Below are 12740 nucleotides of genomic sequence, written 5' to 3' on the forward strand. Positions count from 1 at the left end.
CCCTCCCCCGCCCCGGCGCCGGAGCGGTCGGCGGCCGAGCGGCGGCGGGACGACGACCCGGAGCTGGCCTCGCTGCGGCAGCGCCTCCTGGTCTCGCTCACGCTCGCCGTGCCCGTCGTCGTCCTGGCGATGGTTCCCCCGCTCCAGTTCGACAACTGGCAGTGGCTGTCGCTGACCCTCGCCGCGCCGGTGGTCGTCTGGGGCGGGCTCCCGTTCCACCGGGCCGCCTGGACCAACGTCCGCCACGGCGCGGCCACCATGGACACCCTGGTCTCGGTCGGCACGCTCGCCGCCTTCGGCTGGTCGCTGTGGGCCCTGTTCCTCGGGCACGCGGGCGCGCCCGGTATGCGCCACGGTTTCGAGTTCACCGCGTCGCAGCGCACCGGCGGCGCTTCGGCCGTGTACCTCGAAGTCGCGGCGGGTGTCGTCACGTTCATCCTCCTCGGCCGCTACCTGGAGGCGAAGGCCAAGCGGAAGGCGGGTTCCGCGCTGCGCGCCCTGATGGAGCTGGGCGCGAAGGATGTCACCGTGCTGCGCGGCGGCGCGGAGGTGCGCGTCCCGGTCGACGACCTCGGTGTCGGTGACCACTTCGTCGTACGGCCCGGGGAGAAGATCGCCACCGACGGCACCGTCGTCGGTGGCAGCTCGGCGGTCGACGCGTCCATGCTGACCGGCGAGTCCGTACCGGTGGACGTGGCCACCGGGGACAGCGTCACGGGCGCCACCGTGAACACCTTCGGCCGGATCGTCGTCGAGGCGACCCGGGTCGGCTCCGACACCCGGCTCGCCCGCATGGCCCGCCTCGTGGAGGACGCGCAGAACGGCAAGGCGGCGGTGCAGCGCCTGGCGGACCGCGTCTCGGCGGTCTTCGTGCCGGTGGTGCTGCTCCTCGCACTCGGCACGCTCGTCGCCTGGCTGCTGGTCACGGACGACCCGACCGCCTCCTTCACGGCGGCCGTCGCGGTGCTGATCATCGCGTGTCCGTGCGCGCTGGGCCTGGCCACGCCGACCGCGCTCATGGTGGGCACGGGGCGCGGCGCCCAGCTCGGCATCCTGATCAAGGGGCCGGAGGTGCTGGAGTCGACCCGTCGCGTGGACACCGTCGTACTCGACAAGACCGGGACCGTCACGACGGGGCGGATGGAGCTCCAGGAGGTGCGCGCGGCGCCGGGCACCGACGAGGCGCTGCTCCTGCGTCTCGCGGGGGCGGTGGAGCACGCCTCGGAGCACCCGGTCGCGCGGGCCGTCGCGGCGGGCGCCGCCGGGCGGACCGGTCCGCTGCCCGCCGTGGACGGGTTCGAGAGCCTTCCGGGGCTCGGGGTGCGCGGCGTCGTCGACGGCCACGTGGTGCTCGTCGGGCGGGAGGCGCTGCTCGCCGGAGCCGGGGTCGAGCTGCCGCCCGCGCTGGCCGGGGCCCGGGCCGACGCCGAGGCCGAGGGGCGTACGGCGGTGCTCGTGGCCTGGGACGGCGCGGCGCGCGGCGTACTGGGGGTGGCGGACGCCGTGAAGGAGACCAGCGCCGAGGCGGTGGCCCTGCTGCGCGGGCTCGGCCTCACTCCGGTCCTGCTGACCGGCGACAACTGGGCGGTGGCCGAATCGGTGGCGCGCGCGGTGGGGATCGCGCCGGACGACGTGTACGCCGAGGTCCTGCCGGAGGACAAGGCGGACGTCGTGCGGCGGCTGCGGGCCCGGGGCCGCGGCGTGGCGATGGTCGGCGACGGCGTGAACGACGCCGCGGCGCTGGCCGCGGCGGATCTGGGTCTGGCGATGGGCACGGGGGCGGACGCCGCCATCGAGGCGGGCGATCTGACCCTCGTCCGTGGAGATCTCAGGGTGGCGGCGGACGCGGTCCTGCTGTCGCGCCGGACGCTGGGCACCATCAGGGGCAACCTGTTCTGGGCCTTCGGCTACAACGTGGCCGCCCTGCCGGTGGCGGCCGCCGGGCTGCTCAACCCCATGATCGCCGGATTCGCGATGGCGTTTTCCTCGGTGTTCGTAGTGACAAACAGCCTCAGGCTGCGTACCTTCACAGGACGCACACAAAGTGACCGACGTCACTGAGATTTGAGGGTAACCATTCGGCCGGCTCGCGAGTCTAAGTGGGCGATGCCAAGAACGTCTTGGGGGACGTTCGCGGATATGTCTTGGGGGACATTCCGGGCAAGCGTTGGCCGGGGCACGTGCACCGGGGAGCTATGAGCGGCCCTCCCGTACGTACGCGTCCCGGCAGACCGCGTGTGGAGCTTCTGTGCGCACCAGACGCCCGGCCGGATCCCGTGGGGGGAATCCGCTCCGGGGAAAGGGAAGCGCCCCGCCTCGCCGACCCGTGGGGGGATCGGCAGCGGGGCGCTTTCCGCTTTTCAGCGGGTGACGCGGTGCGGCTCTGCGGGTGTCAGCGGCCCTCGACCGGCACGAAGTCGCGCAGGACCTCGCCCGTGTAGATCTGGCGCGGGCGGCCGATGCGGGAACCGGGCTCCTTGATCATCTCGTGCCACTGGGCGATCCAGCCCGGCAGACGGCCCAGCGCGAAGAGCACCGTGAACATCTCGGTCGGGAAGCCCATGGCCCGGTAGATCAGGCCGGTGTAGAAGTCGACGTTCGGGTAGAGCTTGCGCTCCACGAAGTAGTCGTCGGCCAGCGCGTGCTCTTCGAGCTTCAGCGCGATGTCGAGCAGCTCGTCGTCCTTGCCCAGGGCGGAGAGAACGTCGTGCGCCGCGGCCTTGATGATCTTCGCCCGGGGGTCGAAGTTCTTGTAGACGCGGTGCCCGAAGCCCATGAGCTTCACGCCGTCTTCCTTGTTCTTCACCTTGCGGATGAAGTTGTCGACGTCGCCGCCGTCGGCCTGGATGCCTTCCAGCATCTCCAGCACCGACTGGTTGGCGCCACCGTGCAGCGGGCCCCACAGGGCGCTGATGCCGGCGGAGATCGAGGCGAACATGTTCGCCTGCGAGGAGCCGACCAGGCGCACGGTGGAGGTCGAACAGTTCTGCTCGTGGTCCGCGTGCAGGATCAGCAGCTTCTCCAGCGCCGCGACCACGACCGGGTCCGGCACGTACTCCTGCGCGGGGACCGAGAAGGTCATGCGCAGGAAGTTCTCGACGTACCCGAGGTCGTTGCTCGGGTAGACGAAGGGGTGGCCGATCGACTTCTTGTACGCGTACGCCGCGATGGTCGGAAGCTTGGCGAGGAGGCGGATCGTCGAAAGGTGACGCTGCTTCTCGTCGAACGGGTTGTGGCTGTCCTGGTAGAACGTCGACAGCGCGCTGACCACCGACGACAGCATGGCCATCGGGTGCGCGTCACGCGGGAAGCCGTCGAAGAACCGCTTGACGTCCTCGTGCAGCAGCGTGTGCTGGGTGATCTCGTTCCGGAAGGCGGCGAGCTCGTCGACCTTGGGAAGCTCACCGTTGATCAGCAGGTACGCCACCTCGACGAAGGTGGAACCGTCGGCCAGCTGCTCGATGGGATATCCGCGGTAGCGCAGGATGCCCTGCTCACCGTCGAGGTAGGTGATCGCGGATTTATAGGCAGCCGTGTTGCCGTATCCGCTGTCGAGAGTCACCAGACCGGTCTGAGCCCGGAGCTTCCCGATGTCGAAGCCCTTGTCGCCGACGGTGCTGTCGATCACCGGGTAGGTGTACTCGTCATCGCCGTACCGCAGTACTACAGAGTTGTCGCTCACGTCATCCCTCACCGACGTAGTGCCTCTTCTTCGAGGTGCCCTGACTGTCTCTACCATCCCCCATTTGGCTCAGCAGAGTGCACTCGGGGTCGGCCATTAGGCCCATTCGCGGCACTCAGTGCCGCCAACCTGCTCATCCTGCCCCCTTACCCCCGGTTCTGGAAGTCGGGCGAGACGTTTGCCATGAACAGTCCCCCTATGGGGCGGTTCGCTCTGCGGGGTGGCTTCTCTCGATCCGCCCCGCGAGCCGGTGATCCAGCGCCGTGCACCGCCTGCCCGCCGAGACCGTCCGCACGGCCTGGCCGATGGCCTTGCGGGAGCCGACGAGCACGACCAGTTTCTTGGCCCGGGTGACCGCCGTGTAGAGCAGATTGCGCTGGAGCATCATCCAGGCCCCGGTGGTGACGGGGATCACCACTGCCGGGTACTCGCTGCCCTGCGAGCGGTGGATCGTGACGGCGTACGCGTGCGCCAGCTCGTCCAGCTCGTCGAAGTCGTACGGAACCTCCTCGTCCTCGTCGGTCAGCACAGTCAGGCGCTGGTCGTCCGGGCTGAGCGAGGTGACCACGCCGACGGTGCCGTTGAAGACCCCGTTCTGTCCCTTCTCGTAATTGTTGCGAATCTGGGTCACCTTGTCTCCGACGCGGAACACCCTGCCGCCGAACCTCTTCTCCGGCAGGTCGGGCCGGGCGGGCGTGACCGCCTGCTGGAGCAGCCCGTTGAGCGCCCCGGCTCCGGCCGGGCCGCGGTGCATGGGGGCCAGCACCTGGACGTCGCGCCTCGGGTCGAGCCCGAACTTCGCGGGGATGCGCCGCGCGGCCACGTCGACCGTGACCCGTCCGGCGTCCTCGGTCTCCTCCTCGACGAAGTGGAAGAAGTCCGGCAGGCCCTGCGTGATGGGGTGGACCCCGGAGTTGATGCGGTGCGCGTTGGTCACCACGCCCGACTGCTGGGCCTGGCGGAAGATCCGCGTGAGGCGGACGGAGGGCACCGGTCCGCCGTCCGCCAGGAGGTCGCGCAGCACCTCCCCCGCGCCCACCGAGGGCAGCTGGTCGACGTCGCCGACCAGGAGCAGGTGCGCGCCCGGCGCCACGGCCTTGACCAGCTTGTTGGCCAGCAGCAGGTCGAGCATGGACGCCTCGTCGACGACGACCAGGTCGGCGTCCAGCGGCCGGTCCCTGTCGTACGCCGCGTCGCCGCCCGGCTTCAGCTCCAGGAGCCGGTGCACGGTGGACGCCTCGGCGCCGGTGAGCTCGGCCAGGCGCTTGGCCGCGCGCCCGGTGGGGGCGGCCAGCACGACCTTGGCCTTCTTGGCGCGGGCCAGCTCCACGATGGAGCGGACGGTGAAGGACTTGCCGCAGCCGGGCCCGCCGGTCAGCACGGCGACCTTCTCGGTCAGCGCCAGCCTGACCGCCGCCTGCTGCTCGGGCGCCAGCTCGGCGCCCGTACGGCCCGCGAGCCAGGCCAGCGCCTTGTCCCAGGCGACGTCCCGGAACGCCGGCATCCGGTCCTCCGGGGTGCGCAGGAGCCGCTGGGTCTGCGCGGCCAGGGACACCTCGGCCCGGTGGAAGGGGACGAGGTAGACGGCCGTGACGGGGTCTCCTTGGCCGCCCTCCGCCGACGGCACCTTCTCCCGTACGACGCCCTCCTCGTCGGCCAGTTCGGCCAGGCAGTCGATGACCAGGCCGGTGTCCACCTGGAGCAGCTTCACGGCGTCGCTGATCAGCTGCTCCTCCGGGAGGTAGCAGTGGCCCTGGTCGGTGGACTGCGACAGCGCGTACTGGAGGCCGGCCTTGACGCGCTCCGGGCTGTCGTGCGGAATGCCGACGGACTGGGCGATCTTGTCGGCGGTGAGGAAGCCGATGCCCCAGACGTCGGCGGCCAGGCGGTACGGCTCGTTCTTGACCACCGCGATCGAGGAGTCGCCGTACTTCTTGTAGATGCGCACCGCGATGGACGTGGAGACGCCCACGCCCTGGAGGAAGATCATGACCTCCTTGATCGCCTTCTGTTCCTCCCAGGCCGCCGCGATCATCTTCGTCCGCTTGGGGCCGAGCCCCGGCACCTCGATCAGCCGCTTCGGGGCGCTCTCGATCACGTCCAGGGTGTCGACCCCGAAGTGCGTGGTGATCCGGTCGGCCATGACCGGCCCGATGCCCTTGATCAGCCCGGAGCCGAGGTACCGGCGGATGCCCTGGATCGTGGCGGGCAGCACGGTGGTGTAGTTCTCCACGGTGAACTGCCTGCCGTACTGGGCGTGGGAGCCCCAGCGGCCCTCCATGCGCAGCGACTCGCCGGGCTGCGCGCCGAGCAGTGATCCGACGACGGTGAGGAGGTCGCCGCCGCGGCCGGTGTCGACGCGGGCGACCGTGTAGCCGTTCTCCTCGTTGGCGTAGGTGATCCGCTCCAGGACGCCTTCGATCACCGCCGGGGCCGGCGCTGGAACACCTGTGGGACTGGACATGATCCGACGCTACCGCCAGGGTCCGACACCGCGGCCCGGCTCCGGAGAAAACCAAGGAGGCCCGGTCCGTCGACCGGGCCCCTCAGATCCCCCTCCGTACAGGCCTCCTTGAATCCCCCCGGATCCCCACCCAGAAGCCCTGATGCCAAGTAGGACCCGCGAACCCCGGCAACGGTTGCACGGAGAAGTGGATTTATTTGACGAGGACACAAGATGCCCGCGGGTGATCGAAGACTGATCACAAACAGAGCATTTCGATCATGCGGGGTCACGCCGGAAGGACGTGGCCGACGTACCGGTCCGCCACCTCCGCCAGCACGTCCGCGCCGTCGCGCGACCACAGTTCCTCGTTGAAGATCTCCACTTCGACCGGCCCCCCGTAGCCCGCCGCCTCCACCAGGTCCCACAGGCGGCGGAAGTCGACCACGCCGTCCCCCAACTGCCCGCGGCCCAGCAGTACGCCGGCGGGCAGCGGGGTGATCCAGTCCGCCAGTTGGAAGGCGGCGATGCGACTGCCCGCGCGGGCGATGTCGCCGGCGAGGCGGTCGTCCCACCACAGGTGGTACGTGTCGACGACCACGCCCACCCGCTCCGCCGGGAAGCGCTCGGCCAGGTCGAGGGCCTGGCCGAGGGTCGACACCACGCAGCGGTCCGAGGCGAACATCGGGTGCAGCGGTTCGATCGCCAGCCGCACCCCCCGGTCGGCGGCGTACGGCGCCAGCTCGGCCAGCGCCTCGGCGACGCGCTCACGCGCCCCGTGGAGGTCCCGGCTGCCGGGCGGCAGGCCGCCCGAGACCAGGACCAGCGTGGCGGTGCCCAGGGCAGCGGCCTCGTCGACGGCCCGGCGGTTGTCGGCCAGGGCCGGCGCACGGTCGTCGCCGGTCAGGAACCCGCCCCGGCACAGGCTGGTGACGGCCAGACCGGCGTCGCGCATCAGCCGCGCGGCGCGCTCGACGCCGTACTCCTGGACGGGCGCGCGCCACAGCCCCACGCCGGGCACGCCCGCCGTGACGCACCCCTCGGCGAGTTCGGGCAACGACCACTGCCTGATGGTCTCCTGGTTGACGCTGAGTCTGGACAGGTCGCTCACTGGTCCACTCCGTGCAGGGCGAGGAAGGTCTTCATCCGGGCTTCGGCACGGAGCGGGTCGGGGAAGAGGCCCAGGCGGTCGGCCAGTTCGTACGCCCGCGCCAGGTGCGGCAGCGAGCGGGCCGACTGGAGGCCGCCGATCATCGTGAAGTGGGCCTGGTGGCCCGCGAGCCAGGCGAGGAGGACCACGCCCGTCTTGTAGAAGCGGGTGGGCGGCTCGAAGAGGTGGCGGGACAGCTCGACCGTCGGGTCGAGCAGGGCACGGAAGCCCTGCCTGTCACCCGTGTCGAGGACGCGGACCGCTTCGGCCGCGAGCGGTCCCAGCGGGTCGAGGATTCCCAGCAGGGCGTGGCTGAAGCCGTGGTCGTCGCCCGCGATCAGCTCGGGGTAGTGGAAGTCGTCGCCCGTGTAGCACCGCACGCCCCGCGGCAGACGGCGGCGCAGCGCGATCTCGCGCCGGGCGTCCAGGAGCGAGACCTTGACGCCGTCCACGCTGTCGGGGTGCGCGGCGACGACCTCCAGGAGAGTCTCCGTGGCGGCGTCCAGGTCCGTACTGCCCCAGTAGCCGTCGAGCGCCGGGTCGAACATCGGGCCCAGCCAGTGCAGGATCACCGGCCGGGACGCCTGGCGCAGCAGGTGCCCGTACACCGCCAGGTAGTCCTCGGGGCCCCGGGCGGCCGCCGCCAGCGCCCGTGACGCCATGAGGACGCCGCGGGAGCCGGTCGACTCGACCAGGGCGAGCTGTTCCTCGTACGCGGCGGTGACCTGCGCCAGGGTGGCCGGGCCTGGCGGCAGCTGGTCGGTGCCGGCGCCGCACACGATCGTCCCGCCGGCCGCCTTCGCCTCGGCGGCCGAGCGGCGGATCAGTTCGGCCGCGCCGGACCAGTCGAGCCCCATGCCGCGCTGGGCGGTGTCCATCGCCTCCGCCACGCCCAGGCCGTGCGACCACAGGTGACGGCGGAAGGCGAGCGTGGCGTCCCAGTCGACGGCCGCCGGGCCGTCCGGCGACACGTCGGCGTACGGGTCGGCCACCACGTGCGCGGCCGAGTACACCGTGCGGGACGTGAGGGCGGCCCCGTGCGGGGCGAGCGCGAGCGGTACGGCGCGGGGCTCGTACGTGCCGTGCGGGAGCCTGATCGTCACAGCGACAGCTCCGGTACGTCGTAACGGCGGCCCTCGGCGGACGACTTGAGGCCGAGCTCCGCGAGCTGGACGCCGCGCGCCCCGGCGAGCAGGTCCCAGCTGTACGGCTCGTCGAGCGCCACGTGCCGCAGGAACAGCTCCCACTGGGCCTTGAAGCCGTTGTCGAAGTCCGCGTTGTCGGGGACCTCCTGCCACTGGTCGCGGAAGGAATGCGTGACCGGCAGATCCGGGTTCCACACCGGCTTCGGGGTCGCGGTCCGGTGCTGCGTGCGGCAGCCGCGCAGGCCCGCGACGGCGGAGCCGTGCGTTCCGTCCACCTGGAACTCGACGAGTTCGTCGCGGTGGACGCGCACCGCCCAGGACGAGTTGATCTGCGCCACCGCGCCGCCCTCCAGCTGGAAGATGCCGTACGCCGCGTCGTCGGCGGTGGCGGCGTACGGCTTGCCGTGCTCGTCCCAGCGCTGCGGGATGTGCGTGGTGACGTGCGCCTGGACGCTGATGACGCGGCCGAACAGCTCGTGCAGCACGTACTCCCAGTGCGGGAACATGTCCACGACGATGCCGCCGCCGTCCTGTGCCCGGTAGTTCCAGGAGGGCCGCTGCGCGTCCTGCCAGTCGCCCTCGAACACCCAGTAGCCGAACTCGCCCCGTACGGAAAGGATCTCGCCGAAGAAGCCGCCGTCGACCAGGCGCTTCAGCTTGAGCAGGCCCGGCAGGAAGATCTTGTCCTGTACGACGCCGTGCTTGACCCCCGCGTCCCGGGCGAGGCGGGCCAGCCCGAGGGCGGCGTCGAGGCTGGTGGCCGAGGGCTTCTCCGTGTAGACGTGCTTGCCCGCCGCGACGGCCTTCCCGAGGGCCTCCTCGCGGGCTGACGTGACCTGTGCGTCGAAGTACACGTCGATCGTCTCGTCGGCCAGCACGGCGTCGAGGTCCGTGGACCACTCGGTGAGTCCGTGCCGTCCGGCGATCTCCCGGAGCGCGTGCTCGCGGCGGCCGACCAGGACAGGCTCCGGCCACAGCACCGTGCCGTCACCGAGGTGCAGGCCGCCCTGCTCGCGGAGGGCGAGGACCGAGCGGACGAGGTGCTGGCGGTACCCCATCCGGCCCGTGACGCCGTTCATGGCGATGCGCACTGTCCTGCGTGTCACGAAAGTTCCTCCGTACGGCCGTAGTAAGCGCTTTCTATGCGCTATGAAGCTAGCCTGCGGACAGCGGCGCGTACAAGACCCGGAGGACGACCAGATGACAGTGACCTTGGCGGACGTGGCGGCCCGCGCCCAGGTGTCGCCTGCCACCGTCTCCCGTGTGCTCAACGGCAACTACCCGGTCGCCGCCACCACCCGGGAGCGGGTCCTGCGCGCCGTCGACGACCTCGACTACGTGCTGAACGGGCAGGCGAGCGCGCTCGCCGCGGCGACCTCCGACCTCGTCGGGATCCTGGTCAACGACATCGCCGACCCCTTCTTCGGGATCATGGCCGGGGCGGCCCAGTCGCAGATAGGCGGCCCCGAGGGGGCGGGCGCGGGACGGGCGGGCGGCGAGAAGCTCGCGATCGTCTGCAACACGGGCGGCTCCCCGGAGCGGGAACTCACCTACCTGACGCTGCTCCAGCGCCAGCGCGCCGCGGCGGTGATCCTGACCGGGGGCGCGATCGAGGACCCCGAGCACTCGGCGGCGGTCGCGGCGAAGCTCGGGAAGCTGGCGGACGGGGGTGCGCGGGTGGTGCTGTGCGGCCGTCCGCCGCTGGAGTTCCCGGGCGGCGGGGAGGCCGTGGCGGCGGCGCTGGCGTTCGACAACCGGGGCGGGGCGCGGCGGCTCACCGAGCACCTGCTGACACTCGGCCACCGCCGGATCGCGTACGTCGCCGGCCCCGTGGAGCGCACGACCACCCGGCACCGGCTGGAGGGCCACCGGGACGCCATGGAGGCGGCCGGGCTCGGCCGGACGGTGGTCGCCCTCACCGTGCACGGGCCGTACGACCGCCGGTCGGGATACGACGCGACGCTGGAACTGCTGCGCCGGGAGCCGGCCCTGACGGCGGTCGTCGCGGCGAACGACACGGTGGCGCTGGGGGCGTGCGCGGCGCTGCGGGAGCTGGGCCGGAGCATCCCCGACGACGTGTCGGTGGCGGGCTTCGACGACCTCCCGTTCTCGGCGGACGCGATGCCGGCCCTGACGACCGTACGGCTGCCGCTGCACGAGGCGGGGGCGCGGGCGGGACGGCTGGCGATGGGGCGTGAGGCGGCGCCGGCCGGGGGCATCGCCACGGTCCCGGCGGACCTGGTGGTGCGGGGCTCCACGGCGGCGGCCCGGGGCTGAGGCCGCGTCACGCGAACGGGCGGCTCCGGGGGCGGTGTCCGGACCGCGGGCACCACCCCCTGCCGCCGCTCACAGGTCCGCCAGCGCCTCCGCCACCGTGCCGAAGAAGCGGGCGTGCGCGGCGCTGCTGGCCGGGAGTTCCGGGTTCCAGGGGATCACCCGCGCGGCGCCGAGGCGGGTCGTGTCGAGGGGGGCCGCGTGGGCCCGGGCGTCGGCCAGGACGAGGTGCGGGGCGAGCGGCGCCGCTTGTGACCAGGCGACGGTCGCCCAGTTGGCGCCGCCCCCGGCGGGCGGCTCGACCATGCGCACGCCCAGCCCGGTCAGCGCGCGCAGGTCGGGCCAGGACCCGGGGCGGGCGAGGTGGACCCGGTCGGCGTCCGCCGGGGAGAGGGCCAGGACCCGGGCGTCGCCCGTCGCGACCGTACGCAGCCGCTCGCGCGCGGCGTCCAGCGCGACCGGGGGCTCGGCGCCGCCGAGGGAGGCCGCCAGTGCGGCGAAGCGTCCACGGATCTCGTCGAGCGAACGGTCCTGCCCGACGTCCAGTACGACGACCGGCAGCCGCTCCTCCAGGCGCTTGGCGGCGTCCGGCTCGATCCCGTACACCTGCCCGCCCCCGTAGCTGACGGCCACCACGAGGTCCGCGCCCGCCGACAGGAGGCGGTCGGGGTCGAAGGAGGCGCCCGCACCGAAGGACGTGACCTCTCCCAGGGGGAGGCGGCCGGACTTGGCGCGGTCGGGGGCGGCACCGTCGTGGAACGAGCCGAAGACGCCCAGCGGAAGTAACCCGTGGTCCCAGAGGGCCGCCCCGGCCTGCATGTAGGCGACGACCCGGGTGGGCCACCGGGGGGCCGACGACACCTGTCCCCGGTCGTCGGTGAACTGCCATATCGCGTCTGCTGTCATGGCCGAGTCCTGCCCCGCCGCGTCCTGCCGTACGCCCCGCACATCGCGTACGGACGCGGCCGGCCGGCGCCCCTGCCGTCGCCGGACGCCGGGCCGGCGCGCGGCCTCGGTCCGGGTGACCCGCTGGTCCGTACGGTGCCCGATTTCGCTTACGGGGCGGGCCACCGGGAAGTCGTGCTGTGGACGAATGATGTGCCGGCGCCGGCGCGCGGATGTGCCGGCGCGCCGGTTTCAGGCTCGTCACCGAGAAGCCGCACCGCTCGTACGGAGCGGACCTGGTGCCAGGACTGGCGGCTCTCCCTCAAGGAAGGAGCATCACAGTGAAGTACGCCTTCTCCACCCTCGGGGTGCCGGGCATGCCGCTGCGCGATGTCGTACGGCTGGCGAACTCGACGGGATACGACGGCGTGGAGCTCCGCGCGCACCCCGAGGAGCCGGTCCACCCCGCGATCGGCGCGGAGGAGCGGGCGGACGTGGTTGAGCGCTTCGACGCCGCCGGCGTCCGGATCCTGGCGGTGGCGGGGTACGCGCAGGTGGCGGCCCCGGGCGAGGACGGGCCCGTACACCAGGAGCTGCGCGGTCTGCTGGCCCTGGCACGCGACCTGGGCGCGCCGTACGTCCGGGTCTTCCCGGGCGGTGGTGACGAGCAGGACCAGGAGGAGGCGGACGCGGCCGCGGCCCGGCGTCTGGGGCTGGCGGCGGAGACGGCGGCGGACATGGGCGTGCGCATCCTGCTGGAGACGCACGACTCGCACCGCACCGGCGCGGCGGCCGCACGTGTCCTGGGGCCGGTGGGGCACAAGAACGTGGGTGCGCTGTGGGACGTGATGCACACCTGGCTGGGCGGCGAGACCCCGGCGGCCGCGCACGCCGTGCTGGCGCCGCACCTGGGATACACCCAGGTCAAGGACATCGCGTCGGCCGACGACACCACTCCGCTGGCGCTGGGCGCGGGGGTGCTGCCGCTGGAGGAGTGCGTGCGGCTGCTCGACGACGACGCGTGGGTGTGCTGGGAGTACGAGAAGCGCTGGTACCCGGACGCGGCGGACCTGCCGGGCATGCTGGCCGCGGGCCGCGAGTACCTGGAACACGCCCGCACCGGCCGGTAGCCCGCCAGGAGGACCGCCCCTGCCCCCGCTG

The 12740-nt window shown here is 72.4% G+C and carries 9 protein-coding genes; 3 read left to right on the forward strand and 6 right to left on the reverse strand.

What is annotated here, in order from left to right; translation table 11 throughout:
• A partial coding sequence (locus E2E34_RS22895; RefSeq protein WP_138903799.1) for a copper-translocating P-type ATPase occupies positions 1–2061 on the forward strand: 2061 nt, incomplete at its 5' end.
• 331 nt (positions 2062–2392) lie between these two features.
• Here the strand turns inward: E2E34_RS22895 and E2E34_RS22900 are convergent.
• The 5 genes from E2E34_RS22900 to E2E34_RS22920 all read right to left on the reverse strand — a co-directional run bounded on the left by E2E34_RS22900 (position 2393) and on the right by E2E34_RS22920 (position 9526).
• Positions 2393–3682, reverse strand: coding sequence for a citrate synthase (locus E2E34_RS22900; protein ID WP_138903800.1), 1290 nt, complete (start codon positions 3680–3682; stop codon positions 2393–2395).
• A 196-nt stretch (positions 3683–3878) separates the two neighbouring features.
• Entirely contained in the window at positions 3879–6146 is a 2268-nt protein-coding gene (recD2, locus tag E2E34_RS22905; protein WP_138903801.1) for an SF1B family DNA helicase RecD2, read from the reverse strand.
• Between the two features lie 268 nt (positions 6147–6414).
• Entirely contained in the window at positions 6415–7236 is an 822-nt protein-coding gene (locus tag E2E34_RS22910; protein ID WP_138903802.1) for a sugar phosphate isomerase/epimerase family protein, read from the reverse strand.
• Positions 7233–8378, reverse strand: a complete 1146-nt coding sequence (locus E2E34_RS22915) for a dihydrodipicolinate synthase family protein (protein WP_138903803.1) — start codon at positions 8376–8378, stop codon at positions 7233–7235. The genes E2E34_RS22910 and E2E34_RS22915 overlap by 4 nt, the downstream gene beginning before the upstream one ends.
• Complete coding sequence (locus E2E34_RS22920) at positions 8375–9526, reverse strand: Gfo/Idh/MocA family protein (protein ID WP_138903804.1); 1152 nt, start codon at positions 9524–9526, stop codon at positions 8375–8377. The genes E2E34_RS22915 and E2E34_RS22920 overlap by 4 nt, the downstream gene beginning before the upstream one ends.
• Before the next feature lie 94 nt (positions 9527–9620).
• Between E2E34_RS22920 and E2E34_RS22925 the strand changes: the two genes are divergently transcribed.
• On the forward strand, positions 9621–10697 hold the full coding sequence (locus E2E34_RS22925) for a LacI family DNA-binding transcriptional regulator (RefSeq protein WP_138903805.1): 1077 nt from the start codon (positions 9621–9623) through the stop codon (positions 10695–10697).
• A 69-nt stretch (positions 10698–10766) separates the two neighbouring features.
• On the opposite strand, the gene E2E34_RS22930 is transcribed toward E2E34_RS22925, so the two are convergent.
• Positions 10767–11600 carry an ABC transporter substrate-binding protein gene (locus E2E34_RS22930; protein WP_138903806.1) on the reverse strand — a complete coding sequence of 278 codons (834 nt, stop codon included), beginning with the start codon at positions 11598–11600 and terminating at the stop codon, positions 10767–10769.
• A gap of 320 nt (positions 11601–11920) precedes the next feature.
• On the opposite strand from E2E34_RS22930, the gene E2E34_RS22940 reads away from it, so the two are divergent.
• The gene (locus tag E2E34_RS22940; RefSeq protein ID WP_138903807.1) at positions 11921–12709 is read left to right on the forward strand and encodes a sugar phosphate isomerase/epimerase family protein; all 789 of its coding nucleotides are present in this window, start codon (positions 11921–11923) and stop codon (positions 12707–12709) included.
• The last annotated feature ends 31 nt before the right edge of the window (positions 12710–12740 follow it).

It is taken from the genome of Streptomyces albidochromogenes (assembly GCF_005981925.1).
Lineage (GTDB): Bacteria > Actinomycetota > Actinomycetes > Streptomycetales > Streptomycetaceae > Streptomyces > Streptomyces albidochromogenes.

Coding starts and splice junctions, on each gene's coding strand:
- recD2 (WP_138903801.1), bottom strand. CDS start 6,146: ATGTCCAGTCCCACAGGTGTTCCAGCGCCGGCCCCGGCGGTGATCGAA.
- E2E34_RS22925 (WP_138903805.1), top strand. CDS start 9,621: ATGACAGTGACCTTGGCGGACGTGGCGGCCCGCGCCCAGGTGTCGCCT.
- E2E34_RS22930 (WP_138903806.1), bottom strand. CDS start 11,600: ATGACAGCAGACGCGATATGGCAGTTCACCGACGACCGGGGACAGGTG.